Origin of the sequence: Dinoroseobacter sp. S124A (assembly GCF_049801015.1) — a bacterium.
Classification (GTDB): domain Bacteria; phylum Pseudomonadota; class Alphaproteobacteria; order Rhodobacterales; family Rhodobacteraceae; genus Dinoroseobacter.
In genome coordinates this window covers 495,943-512,938 of the sequence record NZ_JBNAGD010000004.1, presented here as the reverse complement: position 1 = coordinate 512,938, position 16,996 = coordinate 495,943, and the positions used below count along the sequence as shown (strand labels likewise).

The following is a 16,996-nucleotide window of genomic DNA, read 5'->3' as shown; positions in this document are numbered from 1 at the left end:
CGAGCGCTTTGGTAAAGATTAACCGCCAGCGCAAGTGTGCCTTTGCCAAAAGCCTGCCGCACATAATGCCGCAGCGGGATCCGGCAGAGATCGCAGCACAAGGGGTTTTTTCGCCGTTTGCGCATTGTGCGCTTGCCAGCGCGCGCACGACTTGGCACGCTCGGGTCAGGCCCACCTGAACGGAGTTCCTATTGGCCCTGAGTGCTGCGACCCCGCCACCGCCCCAGCCGCCCGCCCCGGAGCGTCTGATCGAATTTCCCGACAATCGCGTGCTGATCGATCTCTGCGGTGAGTACGACCGAAATCTGGCCCAGATCGAGCATCAGCTCAGCGTGCAGATCCTGCGCCGGGGCAACCAGCTTGCGGTCTTTGGCGAGGCCGATGCCCAGACCAAGGCCGAAAGCGTGCTCCACGCGCTCTACCAGCGTGTCGAATCGGGCAAGTCCTCCGAGCCCGGGGATATCGACGGGCTGATCCGTCTCGGCATCCCCGAAGAGGACAGCGCCCCGGAATCCGGCGACCAGATGGAGCTTTTCAAGGGCGGCTCTGTTGAGCTCAAGACCCGCAAGAAGACCGTCGAACCGCGCACCGAGATGCAGAAGGCCTATGTGGAGGGTCTCTTTGCCAATGAGCTGGCCTTCGGGATCGGTCCCGCCGGGACGGGCAAAACCTATCTCGCCGTGGCCGTTGGCGTGACCATGTTCCTCGGCGGCCATGTGGACCGGATCATCCTGAGCCGTCCGGCGGTCGAGGCGGGCGAGAAGCTCGGTTTCCTGCCCGGCACCCAGGACGAGAAGGTCGATCCCTACATGCAGCCGCTCTATGACGCGCTCAACGACTTCCTGCCGGGCAAGCAGGTTGCCAAGCTGCGCGAAGAGAAGCGGATCGAGATCGCGCCGCTGGCCTTCATGCGCGGCCGGACCCTGTCAAATGCCTTCGTGGTGCTGGACGAGGCGCAGAACGCAACTTCCATGCAAATGAAGATGTTCCTCACCCGGTTGGGCCAGGGCTCGCGCATGGTGATCACCGGCGATCGCAGCCAGGTCGACCTGCCGCGCGGCGTCACCTCCGGCCTGCGGGATGCGGAACGGATCCTGCGCGACGTGAAGGGCGTGAACTTCACCTATTTCACCGCCAAGGACGTGGTGCGCCACCCGCTCGTGGCCCGGATCATCGAAGCCTATGACGCCGATGACCCCAGCTGACCCGGCCCCTGCGGGGCCTGTGCCCGGGGCGTCTGTCATCGAGATCGCGGTCGAGAGCCCGCACTGGGATCCGCCCGACCTGCAGGCGCTGGCGACCCGGGCGGTCACCGCGACCCTGACCCGGCTCGACCTGCCCGCCGGGGCGTTCGAGGTCTCGATCCTAGCCTGTGACGACGCAAGGATCGCCACGCTCAACGCGGAGTTTCGCGACAAGCCCACCCCCACCAATGTGCTGAGCTGGCCCGCCGAAGAGCGCGCGCCCGAGACCCCCGGTGCGATGCCCGACCTGCCCGATCCGGCGGATCCCATGGCAGCCGAGCTCGGGGATCTCGCCCTCGCCTATGAGACATGTGCGCGCGAAGCCGCCGAGGCCGACAAGCCGTTCGAGGCCCATCTGACCCACCTCCTGGTCCACGGGACCCTGCATTTATTGGGGTTTGATCACGAAACCGACCCGGATGCGACGCTTATGGAGGGTCTCGAGGTCGAGATCCTTGCGACGCTAAACATGGCTAACCCTTACGAAACTCCTGTGGTATAGTCTCGGATCAAGCCGTTACGGCATCACACCGGAAAGGATCAATGGCCGACACCTCTGACGGATCGTCTTCCGCGGCGCGGCGCGCGCTGAACGACGAAACCACAGCTGCCAGACCCTCGCTTTTGCGACGCATTCTGGCTGCGTTCTCCTCCCCCGAAGAAACAGAACCCGCAGGCGAGGCCCATGGCGGCCACGCGGCCAATGACGCACGGGCATCCGGGCTCGGCATCGGCAATCTGCGGCGCATGCGCGTGGTCGATGTGGCCATCCCGCGGGCCGATATCGTGGCCGTGCCGTCGGATATCTCCCAGACCGAGCTGGTGCAGGTCTTCCGCGACAGCGGCATGACCCGCCTGCCGGTCTATCGCAGCACGCTGGATACCCCGCTCGGCATGGTCCATCTCAAGGATCTGGCGCTGAATTTCGGGTTCAACGGGACCTCGCGGAAATTCAGCCTCAAGGGGATGCTGCGCCCGCTGCTCTATGCGCCGCCCTCCATGCCCATCGGGGTGCTTTTGCAGAAGATGCAGAAGGACCGGATGCATATGGCGCTGGTGATCGACGAATATGGCGGGACGGACGGGCTGGTGACCATCGAGGATCTGATCGAACAGGTGATCGGCGAGATCGAGGATGAGCATGACGAGCCCGAGGACCGCTTCTGGTCGCGCGAGAAGCCGGGCGTCTATCTGGTTCAGGCCAAGGCCCCGCTCGACGATCTCGAAGCAGAGCTGGGCGTCGCCCTGATCGAGCCCGGCACCGAGGAAGAGATCGACACGCTGGGCGGGCTGGTCTTCAAGCTTACGGGCCGCGTGCCCGTGCGCGGCGAGGTGATCCCCCATGACAGCGGCGTGGAATTCGAGGTGGTGGATGCTGATCCGCGACGGATCAAGCGCGTGCGCATCCGGTTGCGCCCGGCGGAACGGGCGCTGAGCCCCGCCGCCGCCGAATAGGATGCACCAGAGGCGATGACCAGACGCAGGGGCTGGGCGCTCGACGCGGCTTTCGGCGCGCTGATCGCCCTTGGACAGGCGCCGTTCGGGGTGATCCCCGCCGCCCTGATCGGGCTTGCGGGGATGATCTGGCGGGTCAGCACCCCGGGCTCGGGCCGGGCCCGCGCGGCGCGCGGCTGGCGCGCGGGGGCGGCCTATTTCGCGGTGACGCTGCACTGGATCGTGGAGCCGTTTCTGGTCGATGTGCCCCGCCATGGCTGGATGGCGCCCTTCGCGCTGGTGCTCATGGCCGGGGGGCTCGCTTTGTTCTGGGGGCTCGCGGGCTGGACCGCGGCGCGTTGGCAGGCACGCGGGTCGGCCATGGCAGGTTTCGCGCTGGCCTTCACCCTCGCCGAGATGCTGCGCAGCTACATCTTCACCGGCTTTCCCTGGGGCCTGATCGGCACGATCTGGATCGACACGGCCCCGGCGCAAACGGTGGCCTATTGGGGCCTGCACGGGCTGGGCCTGGCGACCCTCGGTGCGCTCTCTGCCGGGCTCGCCCTCGGCGCGCGCCTGCAAGTGCGGGGCCGCGCGGTCGCGACCGGCGCGGGCCTGCTGGGCAGCTTGGCCTTGCTCGGACTGCTGGCCGTGGCTGGCGCCCTGCGCCCCCCAGCCCCCGCGATCCCGCCCGAGGCCCCGACTTTGCGCCTTGTGCAGCCCAACGCGGCCCAGCATCTGAAATGGGATCCCGAGATGATCCCGCTCTTCTTTCAGCGACAGCTTACCCTGACGGCACAGCCTCCTGAGGGACCCGCGCCGGATCTGATCCTCTGGCCCGAGACGGCAATCGCCTATCGCCTCGGCGGCGCGCGCCCCCTGCTGATTCAGGGGGCCGAGGCCGCGGGCGGCGTGCCGCTTGTGCTGGGTGCGGTGCGCCAGACCCCCGCTGGCCCCACCAACGCCCTCGCGGTGATCGACCCGGACGGGCGGCCCGGCGCGATCTATGACAAGGCGCATCTCGTACCCTTCGGCGAGTATATCCCCTTTGGCGACCTCGCCGCGCGGCTGGGGATCCGCGGCCTCGCAGTGGCCGAGGGCGGCGGGTTTCACGCAGGCCCCGGCCCGGTCCTGCTGGATCTCGGCGCACTGGGGCAGGCCTTGCCGCTGATCTGCTATGAGGCGATCTTTCCGCAGTTCGGGCGGAGCCAGGCGCGCGCGGCGGACTGGATGCTGCAGATCACCAATGACGCCTGGTTCGGCAGCTTCGCGGGGCCGCAGCAGCACCTGATCCTCGCGCGCTTCCGCGCCATCGAGCGGGGCCTGCCGCTGGTGCGCGCGGCCAATACCGGGATCAGCACGGTGATCGACAGCCGCGGCGCAATGGGGGCGCATCTGCCGCTCAATACGCTCGGCGCGCTGGACGCCCCCCTGCCCCCGCGCAGCACCCCGCCGCCCTATGCGCGCATGGGCGATCTGCCTCTGGCGATTCTGCTGTCGCTGGCGCTCGCCCTTGGGGTGTTGCGTACAGTTTATTTGACAGCGCGCCCTGTCGAACGCGATTGACCCTTCTGGTCCAGAGGGATACCCCGGCAAGCGATCTGTCGCCACAACGGCTTCCTGACGTGGCGACGTAACTAGAACGGAGCAGACCTCAATGACCGCGCGGCAAAACTACCTCTTCACCTCCGAGTCCGTCTCCGAGGGGCACCCGGACAAGGTGTGCGACCGGATCTCCGACGCGGTTCTGGATGCGTTTCTCTCCGAAGAGCCCGAAGCCCGCGTGGCCTGCGAAACCTTCGCCACGACCGGTCGGGTGGTGATCGGCGGCGAGGTCGGGCTGAGCGATCAGGCACGCCTGAAGGATTACATGGAGCGGATCGACGGCATCGCCCGGGACTGCATCCGCGATATCGGCTATGAGCAGGACAAGTTCCACTGGGAAACGGTAAAGATCACCAACCTGCTGCACGCCCAGTCGGCCCATATCGCCCAAGGGGTGGACGCGGCCGAGGACAAGGAAGAAGGCGCCGGGGATCAGGGGATCATGTTCGGCTACGCGGTCAATGAGACGCCCGAGCTGATGCCGGCCCCGATCTGCTATTCCCATGCGGTGCTTCGCAAACTGGCCGAGGTCCGCAAATCCGGGGCCGAGCCGACCCTCGGGCCGGATGCGAAATCCCAGCTCACCGTGCGCTACGAGGGCGGCAAGCCCGTGGGCGTGAGCTCGATCGTGCTCTCGACCCAGCATCTGGACCCGGAGATGACCTCCGAGGATGTCCGCGCCGTGGTCGAACCCTATATCCGGGCCGAGCTGCCCGAGGGCTGGATCGATGCCCGCACCGAATGGTGGGTGAATCCCACGGGCAAGTTCGTGATCGGCGGCCCGGACGGGGATGCGGGCCTGACCGGGCGCAAGATCATCGTGGACACCTATGGCGGCGCGGCGCCCCATGGCGGCGGGGCGTTTTCCGGCAAGGACCCGACCAAGGTGGACCGCTCGGCGGCCTATGCGGCGCGCTATCTGGCCAAGAACGTGGTGGCGGCGGGGCTGGCGCATCGCTGCACCATCCAGCTCAGCTATGCGATCGGGGTGGCCAAGCCGCTCTCGATCTATGCGGACACCCATGGCACGGGCGAGGTCCACGAATCCGCCATCGAGCGGGCGGTGGCCGAGCTGATGGACCTGTCGCCCCGGGGCATCCGCGAGCATCTGCAGCTCAACCGCCCGGTCTATCAGCGCACGGCGGCCTATGGTCATTTCGGGCGCGCGCCCGATGCGGATGGCGGCTTCAGCTGGGAACGCACCGATCTGGTCGACGCGCTCAAGGCCGCTGTCTGAGCCAGAGGCTACGACGTTATCTGACAAGGCCCTGCGGAGACGCGGGGCCTTTTGCGTTGACTCCGGTCCGAGTGTCGGGGGCGCAATCGGGCGCGCGGTCGGGGGCCGACCGCGCGGACCCGCTTCGGGGCGGATGGTCGGCGAAACGGAGCCGCGCAAGACCGGGCACACCGCTGCCGCGCGCGTGGCGCGCTTGGGTCAGTCAGGGGGTGCAAAGGGAAATGCGCGCGGGGTCTGAACGGGTCTGGGCATGAGATCCCCTCGCGCTCGGCCTAGACGCTTCCGGGTCAGCTTCGTCGTTCAGTTATCCACCACCGGATCGATCTGGCTCAGGAAAGCCGGCCCGCCAAACGCGGACCCAGCGCCGAGAAATCAGGCCTTGCGCAGGCGGATCACCACATCGACCTTGGAGATTTCGGTCCCCTCGGGGATCTCCGGCAGGCGCGCGATTTCAAGCTCTTCGGCGGGCGCGTCGGTCAGCAGGTTCGAATCTTCCCAGTAGAAATGCGGGTGATCGTCGATCCGCGTGTCGAAATAGCTCTTGGAGCCATCGACTGTGATCTCCTGCACGAGCCCGGCCTCGCAAAAAGTCCGCAAGGTGTTGTAGACCGTCGCCAGCGAGACTTTCTCGCCCCGCTCCAAAGCAGCGGCATAAAGGCTTTCGGCGGTGACATGACGGTCATGCCCGTCGCCCACCAGAAGGGCCGCAAGCGTGACACGCTGCTTGGTCGGGCGCACATCTCCTGTGGCCAGCCATTCGGTTCCCCGTTCCAGACGTGTGGTGCGCATGGGCGTCGTCATCCTTTTGGTCTCCCCCTTATATGACGGCTGCGGGCTAAATATCAATTGCAAACCCTTCGCAATAGGGTCGCAGCCCCCCGCCCCCGCCACGGGGCCGCACCCCCGCCCCTTGCAATCGCGGCGCCCATGACCCACTTGCCTGCGGGTGCGATGCGGGTGCGATGCGGGGGCGTCTGGCCGCATGGCTGCCTCTTGTCACTTCCGAAGCGGGGGTGATAAGGGAGCGCACCACATCAGGCAGACCCGAGGACCGAGCGACACATGGCAGATTTTCCGACCTCCTTCGACAAGGACGACCTCGTGAAATGCGCGCAAGGAGACTTGTTCGGTCCGGGAAACGCCCAATTGCCCATGCCGCCCATGCTGATGATGGACCGCATCACCGAGATCAGCGGCGATGCCGGCCCCCATGGCAAGGGCCATGTGGTGGCGGAATTCGACATCACCCCGGACCTGTGGTTCTTCGACTGCCACTTCCCCGGAAACCCGATCATGCCCGGATGTCTCGGCCTTGACGGGTTGTGGCAGCTCACCGGGTTCAACCTCGGCTGGCGCGGCTGGCAGGGGCGCGGCTATGCGCTGGGTGTGGGCGAGGTCAAGCTGACCGGCATGGTCCGCCCGGACCGCAAGCTGCTGCGCTACTACGTCGATTTCACCAAAGCCGTGCAGACCCGCCGCCTGACCATGGGGGTGGCCGATGGCCGGGTCGAGGCCGATGGGGAACTGATCTATCAGGTCAAAGATATGAAAGTCGCTCTGTCCGAGAGCTGAGCGAAGAGGAGGGTCGCGCCATGCGCCGTGTCGTCATCACAGGAATGGGGATCGTCTCGCCCATCGGAAACACCGTATCCGAGGTCGAAGCGTCCCTGCGCGCGGGCCGGTCGGGGATTTCCTTTTCCGAGACCTATGCCGAGAACGGCTTCCGCAGCCAGGTCCATGGCGTGCCGCAGATCGATCTGACCGAGCATATCGACAAGCGCCAGCTGCGCTTCATGGGCCCCGGGGCCGCGTTCAACTTCATCGCCATGGAGCAGGCCATCGCCGATAGCGGGCTTGAGGACAGCGATGTCAGCAATGAACGCACGGGCCTCGTGATGGGTTCGGGCGGGCCGTCCACCTCGAACTTCTTCCAGGCCTTCACCACGGTGAAGGAAAAGGGCGCGCCCAAGCGGATGGGGCCCTTCATGGTCACCCGCTGCATGTCCTCGACCAACTCCGCCTGCCTCGCGACCCCGTTCAAGATCAAGGGCGTGAACTACTCGATCACCTCCGCCTGCTCCACCTCCGCCCATTGCATCGGCAATGGTGTCGAGCAGATCCAGATGGGCAAGCAGGACATCGTCTTTGCCGGCGGCGGCGAGGAAATCGACTGGACCCTGTCCTGCCTCTTCGACGCCATGGGCGCCATGAGCTCGAAATACAACGACACGCCGACCACGGCCTCGCGCACCTTCGACGCGACCCGCGACGGCTTCGTGATCGCCGGCGGTGGCGGGGTCGTCGTGCTCGAGGATCTCGAGCACGCCAAGGCCCGCGGCGCCAAGATCTATGCCGAGGTCACCGGCTATGGGGCTACCTCCGACGGCTATGACATGGTCGCCCCCTCGGGCGAGGGCGGCGAGCGCTCCATGCGGCAGGCCCTGGCCACCCTGCCCGACGGCCGCAGCGTGGATTACATCAACGCCCATGGCACCTCGACGCCCGTGGGCGACGTGACCGAGATCGAGGCCGTGCGCCGCGTCTTTGGCGAGGGCAGCACCCCGCCCGTCGCCTCCACCAAGTCGCTGACCGGGCATTCCCTGGGCGCGACCGGTGTCCACGAGGCGATCTATTCGCTGATCATGATGGAGAAAGGCTTCATCGCCGCCTCCGCCAACATCACCGAGCTCGACCCGGCGATCAAACCCGAAGAAATCGTGACCGAGCTGCGCGAGGACGTCACCCTCGACAGCGTTCTGTCCAACAGCTTCGGCTTCGGCGGCACCAATGCGACGCTGCTGATGTCGCGCTATCTCGACTAGAACCAAGGCCCAAAGGGGAAACCAGATGACCGGTGTGTTGCAGGGCAAGCGCGGCCTGATCATGGGCGTGGCGAATGAACGTTCCATCGCCTGGGGGATCGCCAAGGCCATGGCCGAGGCCGGGGCCGAGCTGGCCTTCACCTATCAGGGCGAAGGCTTCGGCAAGCGGGTCGCCCCGCTCGCGGCCTCCGTGGGCTCGGACATCCTCGTGGATGTGGATGTCACCGACGACGCCTCGCTGGACCGCGCCTTCGAGACACTGGGCGAGAAATGGGGCAAGCTCGACTTCCTCGTCCACGCCATCGCGTTTTCCGACAAGACCGAGCTGACAGGCCGGTTCCTGAACACTAGCCGCGAGAACTTCAAAACCTCGCTCGACATCTCCTGCTACTCGCTGATCGAGGTGACCCGCCGGGCGCATCCTATGATGACCGAGGGCGGCACGATCCTGACCGTGACGTTCCAGGGCTCGAACCGCGTCACCCCGTTCTACAACGTCATGGGCGTGGCCAAGGCCGCGCTGGAAAGCGCCGTGCGCTACCTCGCCAATGATCTCGGCCCGGACGGGATCCGCGTGAACGCCCTCTCCCCCGGCCCGATGAAGACCCTCGCCGGGGCCGCCATCGGCGGCGCGCGCAAGACCTACCGCCAGACCGAGCAGAACGCGCCCCTGCGCGCCAATGCGACGCTTGAGGCCGTGGGCGGCACCGCCGTCTGGCTCGCCTCCCCGGCCGGGGCCTGCACCACGGGTGAGATCGTCCGCGTCGATGGCGGCTACCACGTCCTCGGCATGCCGCAGGTCGAGAACCTCTGAGCCTCCCCGTCGCTTAACCGATTGCACCGCCCCACGATTGCGCGCACCCTGCCGCCAGACAAGCGGAGGGCATGGATATGGCGACATTCACCCGCGACGGGGTCGCACTGCATTATCTGGACGAAGGGCCGCGCGACGGCCCGATCGTCGTCTTCTCCAACTCGCTGGGCACCGATCTGCGCCTGTGGGAGCCGATCCTGCCGCTCCTGCCCGACGGCCTGCGGATCATCCGCTATGACATGCGCGGCCACGGGGCCTCGGACGTGCCCGCCGCGCCCTATTCCATGGGCGCGCTGGTCTCGGATATCGAGGCGCTGCTCGACCATCTGGAGGTGCGCAACGCGCTCTTTGTCGGCCTCTCCATCGGCGGGATGATCGCCCAGGGCCTCGCGGTGAAACGGCTCGATCAGGTCCGCGCCATGGTCCTGTCGAACACCGCTGCCAAGATTGGATCCCCGAAGCTCTGGGAGGACCGCATTGCCGGCGTCCGCGCCGGCGGGGTCGAGGCCCTGACCGATGCCATCCTCGAGCGCTGGTTCTCCCGCGCCTTCCTCACCGATCCGCGTCTGCCCTATTGGCGCGCCATGGTCACAAGCACCCCGGATGAGGGCTATATCGGCTGCAGCGCAGCAATCGCCGGAACCGATTTCTATACCCCGACCAGCGGGCTGCGCCTGCCAACCCTCGGCATCGCCGGCGCCGAGGACAGCTCGACGCCCCCGGACCTCGTGCGCGAGACGGTAAACCTGATCCCCGGCTCGAAATTCGTCCTCCTGCGCCGCGCAGGCCACCTGCCCCATGTGGAGCAACCCGAGGGCTACGCCGAGGCCCTCACCACATTCATGCATGAAACCGGCCACCTCCCCCCCGAAGCATAACCCGACGCGCGCCCCAGCGCAGGACGACCACCCCCGGCCTGGCTCGGGCGCATATCCCAAACCCGACCACCGGACGCCCCCTCGCCCCCGCAGCCTCATGACACTGCCGCCGCGACGCCCCTCTGACCAGATCACGCCCACACGCCACCGGCTCTCTTGAGAGCCGCCGGGCCTCGGCGCATTCAAAAGCAAGACCCAGAGGAAGCCATGAAGTCATGTCGTGGAGTTCTTGCATTGCCGACGGCAACCACCACACTCTGCACCAGGAGCAACAGCGGAGACACGAAATGAAGCGCCAGTTCGTTCGGGCACGGCCAAAGTCCATCACTGACCCATAGTGTTGCCCCATCAATCTACCAATGTTAGCCAAACAACATGCGTTTATACAAATTTTACCCAGCTAGATGGGGCCTTGAAGCTCTGTCGAAGCGACGCCTCAAAGTATCCCCAATCGACGAACTTAATGATCCGTTTGAGTATTTGTCGCTTGATTTAGGGGACAAGAGTGTACGCGCTTGGGCGACACATTTTCGGAAAATCGTCTCTCAAGACACCGGCATCATTTCGTTTTCAAAAAGTTGGCATCAACCTTTGATGTGGGCGCACTACGCCGACTCGCACAAAGGCCTCGCGCTCGGTTTTGAAGTCCCTGACAAGCTTTTGTTCAAGATCAACTACGTCGAAAATCGGATAAAGCCTGAAAACGATGTCGATGCATCCGAGACTTCGATGAAAGACTTAATTTACCAGTTACTGCGAACAAAGCATAAAGAGTGGTCTTACGAGGACGAGTATCGGTTGGTTCGCCCATTGGAGAAGTGCATCAGAGAAGGTGAAAACTACTTTGCGGCTTTCAACAACATGACAATCCTTAAAGAGGTTGTTCTGGGCGCTAGGTACGAGAGCTCGAATTCCGACCAACTCTCTTCCGAATTGACGACCGCCAACGTCATGTTTCAAACCGCCAGAGCCGAATTTAAGGGCTTTCGAATGACACCTCAGAGGCTAGCTAGACTTCAAAAAAAGCTTTGAGACCCTCCAATCAGACCGATGCATTGCCAACATTGGTTTTGGATGCAGCATCAAACAAAGATATGGTTCCAACCCCGACCTGAGCCATGCTCGAAAGCTTAACCGGGTCTTGCCCGACCGCGCGCAGGTGCCCGACACTTGCCCGACAGGTGTCCGACGGAAGGCCGACAGGGTGCCGACGGCTGTCGGGCGGGGTCTTGGGGCGTTGAATTGAGAGATCCGGGCGGGCACGCGCCTGTCATCTTGAGCTTACACTTGACGCGAAACTGTAATCCATTGCTTACAGTTTCGCGCTAGGATAGGCTTGGCCCCGTCGCCCCCGGAGCCTCCATGTCCTCTCGCCTGCCTTTCGTGTTCATCCTCATCACGCTGGTGATCGACGCCATGGGCATCGGTCTCATTCTGCCGATCCTGCCGGACCTGATCGGCGAGCTGAGCGGCGGCACGTTGGGACAGGCGGCGATCTGGGGCGGGGTGCTTTCGACCTCTTTTGCGGTGATGCAATTCCTCTGTGGCCCCACCATCGGCAGCCTGTCGGATCGCTTTGGCCGCCGCCCTATCCTTTTGGTTTCCTTGGCATTTATGGCCGTCGACTACATGGTGATGGCCTTTGCCGGGTCGATCTGGCTCCTGCTGGTGGCGCGGATCGTGGGCGGGGTCGCGGCGGCCACCCAATCCACGGCGACAGCCTTCATCGCCGACATCTCCAAGCCCGAGGACAAGTCCAAAAACTTCGGCCTTGTCGGTGCGGCTTTCGGGATCGGCTTCGTGGTCGGCCCGCTGATTGGCGGCGCGCTGGGGGAGTTCGGGACCCGTGCCCCCTTCTATGCCGCCGCCGCTTTGGCCACGCTCAACCTCATCCTCGGATACTTCGTGCTGCCCGAGACCGTCACCGACGCCATCCGCCGCCCGTTCGAATGGCGCCGCGCCAACCCGCTGGGCGCCTTCAAACATCTCGGTAAACTCCCGGGATTAAAGGGATATCTGGCGCTCTTCTTCCTCTATGAATTCGCGTTTTTCATCTATCCGGCGATCTGGGCCTATTTCACCCGCGCGCGGTTCGGATGGGAGCCGGGCATGGTCGGCCTCTCCCTCGGGCTCTTTGGTGTGGCCATCGCCATCGTGCAGGGCGGGCTGATCCGGATCATCCTGCCCAAGTTCGGGGAGACGCGGGTGATCCTCTACGGATTCGTGTTTAATTTCTGTGCCTTCGCGGCCCTCGGGCTGGTCACCTCCGGTGCGCTGGCGCTGCTGCTGACCCCGCTCACAGCCCTTGGCGCGGTGGTCACCCCGGCCCTGCAAGGCAAGATGTCCCAGACCGCCGGCGCAGACCAGCAAGGCGAGCTTCAGGGGCTCGTCTCCTCCTTCCGATCCGTAGCGGCGATCCTGTCCCCGCTGGTCATGACCCAGATCTTCTTTCTCGCGACAGATGCCGAGATCGGCCTCAACCAGCCGGGCGCGCCGTTCTTCCTGTCCATGGCGATCATGGCGCTCTGCCTCGGAATTTTCCTGCCCCGCCGCGCCCTGAGCGCCGCGGTCTGAGCCCGTCATGGGCCGCCCGATCCGCGCCGCTGTCTGCCATGCCTTCGGCGCGCCCCTTTCGGTGGAAACCGTCCATCTGCGCGCGCCCGGTCCCGGCGAGGTCGAGGTCACCCTGGGTGCCGTCGCGCTCTGCCACTCGGACATCTCTTACGCCGAAGGCGCTTGGGGCGGTGCCCTGCCTGCGATCTATGGCCATGAGGCGGCGGGCCATGTCTCGGCCCTCGGCCCGGGCGTGACCGGCTACAGCATCGGCGACCCGGTGCTGGTCACGCTCCTGCGGAGCTGCGGCACCTGTCCCTCCTGCAGTGCGGCGCACCCCGCGACCTGCGAGACGCCGCCCGATCTGCCCGCGCCCCTGCACCTGCCCGATGGGCAGGCCGTGGCCCAGGGCCTTGCCTGCGGGGCCTTTGCCGAAGCGGTGCTGGTCACCCCGGCCCAACTCGCGCCGCTGCCTGCGGATATACCGCTCGAGGCCGCCTGCCTGCTGGCCTGCAGCGTGACCACGGGGGTCGGCGCGGTGGTTCAGAGCGGACAGGTCCGCGTGGGCGAGACCGTCGTGGTGATCGGTGCGGGCGGGGTCGGGCTCAATGTGATCCAGGGCGCGCGACTGGCGGGCGCAGCGCGGATCATCGCGGTGGACCTGCTGCCGCGCAAGCTCGACGAGGCCCGCGACTTTGGCGCGACGGATGTCATCCTCGCCAGCGCCGAGAAACCCTGGGCGCTGGCCCGCGCGGTGACCGGGCGCGGGGCGGATGCGGTCTTTGTGACCGTCGGCACGACAGCGGTCTATGACACGGCCCCGCGATACCTTGCACGCGGTGGACGGCTAGTCATGGTTGGCATGCCCCATTCCGGCGAGACCGCGCGCTATGAACCGGTGATCCTTGCTATGTGCGGACAGGATCTGCGCGGCTCGATGATGGGCGACACGGTGCTGGCGCGGGACATCCCCTGGATGGTCGATCTCTGGCGTCAGGGGCGCTTGATGCTGGAGCCGCTGATCTCGGGACGCTGGTCGCTGGACCAGATCAATTCCGCAATCGCGGACACAAACTCAGGACAGGCTCGCCGTAACGTCATCGTCTTTGATTAGACCCGCTACGGGCGCGCCAGGCGGGGCCTGAACCTGCGGCCCGATCCCGGCGCGCTGCTCCAGCTCGACATTCAGCCCGCCCCCGAGAAGCAGGAGGAACGAGCTGATATAAAGCCACATCAGCAGAGCGATCACCGCGCCGATCGAGCCGTAAACCTCGTTGTAATTGCCGAAATTCGACAGGTAGAAGCTGAAGCCCAGTGAGGCCGCTGCCCAGAGCACGACCACCGCCAGTGCCCCCGGCGTCAACCACCGCATGCGCACGCAGCTCCGGTTCGGGCCATAGCGATAGACGATGGCCAGCCCGGCCAGCAGCACGCCGATCGCCACGATCCAGCGCGCCAGCCGCAGCGCCAGCTCAGCCCAGGGCCCGAGCGGCAAGAAGGACAGCACGATGGGCGTGACCACCACCGCCGTCAGCGCGACCAGCGCCACCAGAACCAGCACCCCGGTCAGCGACAGCGCCGCCAGGTAGTGGCGCCAACTCTTGCGGTTCGGCGTGCCATAGATCGCGTTGAGCCCGCGCATCAGCGCGCTCACCCCGGCCCGCGTGGACCAGAGCGCGGCAAGGATCGAGATGATGGTCGCCTTTCCCAGCGTGGCCGAGGTCGTATGGGTCAGCGCATCGATCTGTGCATCGATCAGGTGATAGGCATCCCCCGGCATGATATTGGCCAAGAGCGCCATCTGCTGATCCACCACCAGCGGATCGGCCACCAGCCCCCAGATCGCGATCACCGCCGCCAGCGCCGGAAAGATCGCCAGCAGCCCGTAAAACGCCACCCCCGCCGAGATCAGGCCCAGATTCCAGTCATCGATCTTGCCGCCCACGGCCTTCAGGGCCGCGAACCACTGGGATCGGTCATGTTTGAACAAAACGGGCATGGGGCGCGCCTCCGGGATGGGTCAAGCTCCTGCGTGCTAGGGGACGCGCTCCGTGCCGCGAGGTCAAGCGTCACGGGTGGGGTTTGCATCCCCTCGCCCATGGGTAAACTGCCGCAGTGCGGGAATTTCCCGCAGATCAGGCCCGTCAGAGGCCCGGGGATCACCGAGGGAGGATCGAGATGGAGTTTCAGCTGCCCAGCGAGCTGGAGGCGTTGCGCGCCCGGGTCGCGGCTTTTGTCGCGGAGGAGATTCTGCCGCTCGAGGCCGATCGCGCCAATTTCGACGCCCATGAGAACATCGCCCTGCCGGTGTTGGACACCGTGCGTGCCAAGGCCAAGGCCGCCGGGCTCTGGGCCCCGCAAGCGCCGCGCGACCGGGGCGGCATGGCCCTCGACACCGTGTCCCGGGCGGTCTTCTACGAAGAGGCCAACCGATCGATCTTCGGTCCGGTCTGTTTCAATTGCGCCGCGCCCGATGACGGCAACATGGCCGTTCTGGCAAAACTCGGCACGCCGGCCCAGCAAGACCGCTGGCTGCAGCCGATCATCGACGGCGCGGTGCGCTCGGCCTTTGCCATGACCGAGCCGCATCCCGGCGGCGGCTCGGACCCGGGCATGATGCGGACCCGGGCCGAGAAGCGCGGCGACACCTATGTGGTCCATGGCCATAAATGGTACATCACCGGCGCGGCCGAGGCGCAGCATTTCATCCTGCTGGCGCGAAGCTCGGACGACCCGAAACGGGGGCATACGGCGTTTCTGTTCGACGCGGACCAGCCCGGCTGGCGGATCGAGCGGCGCATCTCGATCATGGGCCCCGAAGAACATGGCGGTCATTGCGAGCTGATATTCGACGGGCTCGAGATCCACGAGGACAATGTGCTGATGGCCGAAGGGCGCGGGATGAAGGTGACCCAGACCCGGCTCGGCCCCGCACGGCTCACCCATTGCATGCGCTGGCTCGGCCTCGCCAAGCGCTGCGTCGAGATTGCCACCGCCTATGCCGCCGAGCGTGAGGGGTTCGGCATGCGCCTCGCCGACCGCGAGAGCATCCAGCTCATGCTCGGCAAGCTCGCCATGGATATCGAGATCGGGCGGCTTTTGACCATGAAAGCCGCATGGGAGATCGATCAGGGTGGCTTTGCCCGCAAGGAGGTCTCGATGGCCAAGGTCCATGTGGCGAACCTGCTCCATGAGGCCGCCGATACGGCGATCCAGATCAATGGCGCGCGGGGCTATTCCAAGGACACGGTGCTCGAATGGATCTACCGCTATGCGCGGCAGGCCCGGCTGGTGGATGGCGCGGATGAGGTCCATCGCATGGTGCTGAACCGGGTGCTGACCGAAGAGGGGCGCGACTTCTGGCGCTGGCCGGTCGCGGCCCCATGAGCCTCGAGTTTGATCCAGCCGCACTCCGGCGCTGGTGCGACCGGCAGTTCGGCCCGGCGGACACCCCGCCCGAGATCACGCGGATCAGCGGCGGGCAATCCAACCCGACCTTCTACGTCACCCATGGGGACCGCCGCCTCGTCCTGCGCAAACAGCCGCCCGGGCCGCTCCTGAAAGGGGCCCATGCGGTGGATCGCGAATTCCGCGTGCTGCGCGCCTTGGCTGATACCGAGGTGCCGGTCCCCGAGGCGCTGGCCTTTGAGCCCGACGCCGCCCTGCTCGGCACGCCCTTCTACGTGATGGCCCGGCTGGAGGGGCGGGTCTGTCCAACCTATGCCCTGCCCGAGCTGGCCCCGGCGGATCGGGGGCCTGCGCTGCGCGACATGGCGCGCACGCTGGGGCGGCTCCATGCGGTGCGGCCTGACGCGGTTGGCCTCGGCGATTACGGACGGCCCGGCGACTATTTCCAGCGGCAAATGTCGCGCTGGTCCCGGCAATACGCCGCCTCCGCCGCCGATCCCATCCCGGAACTCGACGCGTTGCGCGACTGGCTGAGCGCGGCGATGCCCGAGGATGACGGGGCCGTCGCCATCGCCCATGGGGATTTCCGCATGGGGAACATGATGCTCCACCCGACCGCGCCCCGGGTGATTGCCGTGCTGGACTGGGAACTGTCGACCCTCGGCCACCCGCTGGCCGATCTGGGCTTTGCCTGCATGGCCTGGCATTCGGCCCCGGAGGAATATGGCGGGATCCTCGGGCTCGATCTGGCGGCCGAGGCCCTGCCCCGGATGGACGCGTTCGTCGCCGCCTATCACGAAACCGCGCCAGTCACCGCGCCCCTGCGGCCCTTTCACGTGGCCTTTGCCATGTTCCGCTTCGCCGTGATCTTCGTGGGTATTGCCGACCGCGCGGCGGCGGGCAGTGCCGCAGATCGCGACGCCGCTGATCTTGCCCCACTGGCGCGCGCCTTTGCCCGGCGCGGGCTGGCCGTGACTGACCTGAGTTTCTGAGACCGGAGC

16 protein-coding genes and 1 riboswitch are annotated in these 16,996 nt (G+C 66.0%); of the genes, 14 read left to right on the top strand and 2 right to left on the bottom strand.

Going from position 1 to position 16,996, the window contains the following annotated elements:
- Nucleotides 1-191: 191 nt before the first annotated feature.
- The 5 genes from ACP15I_RS12885 to metK all read left to right on the top strand — a co-directional run bounded on the left by ACP15I_RS12885 (nucleotide 192) and on the right by metK (nucleotide 5,520).
- The gene (locus ACP15I_RS12885) at nucleotides 192-1,205 is read left to right on the top strand and encodes a PhoH family protein (RefSeq protein ID WP_424968526.1); all 1,014 of its coding nucleotides are present in this window, start codon (nucleotides 192-194) and stop codon (nucleotides 1,203-1,205) included.
- The gene (ybeY, locus tag ACP15I_RS12880) at nucleotides 1,183-1,746 is read left to right on the top strand and encodes an rRNA maturation RNase YbeY (RefSeq protein WP_424975405.1); all 564 of its coding nucleotides are present in this window, start codon (nucleotides 1,183-1,185) and stop codon (nucleotides 1,744-1,746) included. Before ACP15I_RS12885 ends, ybeY begins: the two co-directional genes overlap by 23 nt.
- A gap of 41 nt (nucleotides 1,747-1,787) precedes the next feature.
- On the top strand, nucleotides 1,788-2,699 hold the full coding sequence (locus ACP15I_RS12875) for a hemolysin family protein (RefSeq protein WP_424968524.1): 912 nt from the start codon (nucleotides 1,788-1,790) through the stop codon (nucleotides 2,697-2,699).
- A 15-nt stretch (nucleotides 2,700-2,714) separates the two neighbouring features.
- Nucleotides 2,715-4,244: an apolipoprotein N-acyltransferase gene (lnt, locus tag ACP15I_RS12870; protein ID WP_424975404.1), complete on the top strand. Its 1,530-nt coding sequence runs from the start codon at nucleotides 2,715-2,717 to the stop codon at nucleotides 4,242-4,244.
- A gap of 35 nt (nucleotides 4,245-4,279) precedes the next feature.
- Nucleotides 4,280-4,328, top strand: a riboswitch (SAM-SAH riboswitch).
- A gap of 7 nt (nucleotides 4,329-4,335) precedes the next feature.
- Nucleotides 4,336-5,520 (top strand): methionine adenosyltransferase, encoded by a 1,185-nt coding sequence (gene metK, locus ACP15I_RS12865; RefSeq protein WP_424975403.1) that lies wholly within the window; start codon nucleotides 4,336-4,338, stop codon nucleotides 5,518-5,520.
- Nucleotides 5,521-5,892: 372 nt separating this feature from the next.
- Here the strand turns inward: metK and irr are convergent, their stop codons facing one another.
- Nucleotides 5,893-6,309: a Fur family transcriptional regulator Irr gene (irr, locus tag ACP15I_RS12860; RefSeq protein WP_424968521.1), complete on the bottom strand. Its 417-nt coding sequence runs from the start codon at nucleotides 6,307-6,309 to the stop codon at nucleotides 5,893-5,895.
- Nucleotides 6,310-6,582: 273 nt separating this feature from the next.
- On the opposite strand from irr, the gene fabA reads away from it, so the two are divergent.
- From fabA to ACP15I_RS12825, 7 genes are all read left to right on the top strand, one after another.
- Entirely contained in the window at nucleotides 6,583-7,092 is a 510-nt protein-coding gene (gene fabA / locus ACP15I_RS12855; RefSeq protein ID WP_424968520.1) for a bifunctional 3-hydroxydecanoyl-ACP dehydratase/trans-2-decenoyl-ACP isomerase, read from the top strand.
- A 20-nt stretch (nucleotides 7,093-7,112) separates the two neighbouring features.
- Nucleotides 7,113-8,342: a beta-ketoacyl-ACP synthase I gene (fabB, locus tag ACP15I_RS12850; protein ID WP_424968519.1), complete on the top strand. Its 1,230-nt coding sequence runs from the start codon at nucleotides 7,113-7,115 to the stop codon at nucleotides 8,340-8,342.
- Nucleotides 8,343-8,367: 25 nt separating this feature from the next.
- The gene (locus ACP15I_RS12845; RefSeq protein ID WP_424968517.1) at nucleotides 8,368-9,156 is read left to right on the top strand and encodes an enoyl-ACP reductase FabI; all 789 of its coding nucleotides are present in this window, start codon (nucleotides 8,368-8,370) and stop codon (nucleotides 9,154-9,156) included.
- Between the two features lie 77 nt (nucleotides 9,157-9,233).
- Nucleotides 9,234-10,034, top strand: coding sequence for a 3-oxoadipate enol-lactonase (gene pcaD / locus ACP15I_RS12840; protein WP_424975402.1), 801 nt, complete (start codon nucleotides 9,234-9,236; stop codon nucleotides 10,032-10,034).
- A 375-nt stretch (nucleotides 10,035-10,409) separates the two neighbouring features.
- Nucleotides 10,410-11,066, top strand: coding sequence for a DUF2971 domain-containing protein (locus ACP15I_RS12835; RefSeq protein ID WP_424975401.1), 657 nt, complete (start codon nucleotides 10,410-10,412; stop codon nucleotides 11,064-11,066).
- Nucleotides 11,067-11,396: 330 nt separating this feature from the next.
- Complete coding sequence (locus ACP15I_RS12830) at nucleotides 11,397-12,608, top strand: TCR/Tet family MFS transporter (RefSeq protein WP_424975400.1); 1,212 nt, start codon at nucleotides 11,397-11,399, stop codon at nucleotides 12,606-12,608.
- A gap of 7 nt (nucleotides 12,609-12,615) precedes the next feature.
- Nucleotides 12,616-13,701, top strand: coding sequence for a zinc-binding dehydrogenase (locus ACP15I_RS12825; RefSeq protein ID WP_424975399.1), 1,086 nt, complete (start codon nucleotides 12,616-12,618; stop codon nucleotides 13,699-13,701).
- On the opposite strand, the gene ACP15I_RS12820 is transcribed toward ACP15I_RS12825, so the two are convergent.
- Nucleotides 13,663-14,586, bottom strand: a complete 924-nt coding sequence (locus ACP15I_RS12820; protein ID WP_424975398.1) for a YihY/virulence factor BrkB family protein — start codon at nucleotides 14,584-14,586, stop codon at nucleotides 13,663-13,665. The genes ACP15I_RS12825 and ACP15I_RS12820 overlap by 39 nt on opposite strands.
- Nucleotides 14,587-14,765: 179 nt before the next feature.
- Here ACP15I_RS12820 and ACP15I_RS12815 point away from each other — a divergent pair, with 179 nt between their 5' ends.
- On the top strand, nucleotides 14,766-15,974 hold the full coding sequence (locus ACP15I_RS12815) for an acyl-CoA dehydrogenase family protein (protein WP_424975397.1): 1,209 nt from the start codon (nucleotides 14,766-14,768) through the stop codon (nucleotides 15,972-15,974).
- Nucleotides 15,971-16,987, top strand: a complete 1,017-nt coding sequence (locus ACP15I_RS12810; protein ID WP_424975396.1) for a phosphotransferase family protein — start codon at nucleotides 15,971-15,973, stop codon at nucleotides 16,985-16,987. The genes ACP15I_RS12815 and ACP15I_RS12810 overlap by 4 nt, the downstream gene beginning before the upstream one ends.
- Nucleotides 16,988-16,996 lie beyond the last annotated feature (9 nt).

What these genes read in the sequence shown, in the direction of transcription:
- ybeY (WP_424975405.1), top strand. Translation starts at nt 1,183, where the DNA reads ATGACGCCGATGACCCCAGCTGACCCGGCCCCTGCGGGGCCTGTGCCC.
- ACP15I_RS12875 (WP_424968524.1), top strand. Translation starts at nt 1,788, where the DNA reads ATGGCCGACACCTCTGACGGATCGTCTTCCGCGGCGCGGCGCGCGCTG.
- lnt (WP_424975404.1), top strand. Translation starts at nt 2,715, where the DNA reads ATGACCAGACGCAGGGGCTGGGCGCTCGACGCGGCTTTCGGCGCGCTG.
- metK (WP_424975403.1), top strand. Translation starts at nt 4,336, where the DNA reads ATGACCGCGCGGCAAAACTACCTCTTCACCTCCGAGTCCGTCTCCGAG.
- irr (WP_424968521.1), bottom strand. Translation starts at nt 6,309, where the DNA reads ATGCGCACCACACGTCTGGAACGGGGAACCGAATGGCTGGCCACAGGA.
- fabA (WP_424968520.1), top strand. Translation starts at nt 6,583, where the DNA reads ATGGCAGATTTTCCGACCTCCTTCGACAAGGACGACCTCGTGAAATGC.
- fabB (WP_424968519.1), top strand. Translation starts at nt 7,113, where the DNA reads ATGCGCCGTGTCGTCATCACAGGAATGGGGATCGTCTCGCCCATCGGA.
- ACP15I_RS12845 (WP_424968517.1), top strand. Translation starts at nt 8,368, where the DNA reads ATGACCGGTGTGTTGCAGGGCAAGCGCGGCCTGATCATGGGCGTGGCG.
- pcaD (WP_424975402.1), top strand. Translation starts at nt 9,234, where the DNA reads ATGGCGACATTCACCCGCGACGGGGTCGCACTGCATTATCTGGACGAA.
- ACP15I_RS12835 (WP_424975401.1), top strand. Translation starts at nt 10,410, where the DNA reads ATGCGTTTATACAAATTTTACCCAGCTAGATGGGGCCTTGAAGCTCTG.
- ACP15I_RS12830 (WP_424975400.1), top strand. Translation starts at nt 11,397, where the DNA reads ATGTCCTCTCGCCTGCCTTTCGTGTTCATCCTCATCACGCTGGTGATC.
- ACP15I_RS12825 (WP_424975399.1), top strand. Translation starts at nt 12,616, where the DNA reads ATGGGCCGCCCGATCCGCGCCGCTGTCTGCCATGCCTTCGGCGCGCCC.
- ACP15I_RS12820 (WP_424975398.1), bottom strand. Translation starts at nt 14,586, where the DNA reads ATGCCCGTTTTGTTCAAACATGACCGATCCCAGTGGTTCGCGGCCCTG.
- ACP15I_RS12815 (WP_424975397.1), top strand. Translation starts at nt 14,766, where the DNA reads ATGGAGTTTCAGCTGCCCAGCGAGCTGGAGGCGTTGCGCGCCCGGGTC.
- ACP15I_RS12810 (WP_424975396.1), top strand. Translation starts at nt 15,971, where the DNA reads ATGAGCCTCGAGTTTGATCCAGCCGCACTCCGGCGCTGGTGCGACCGG.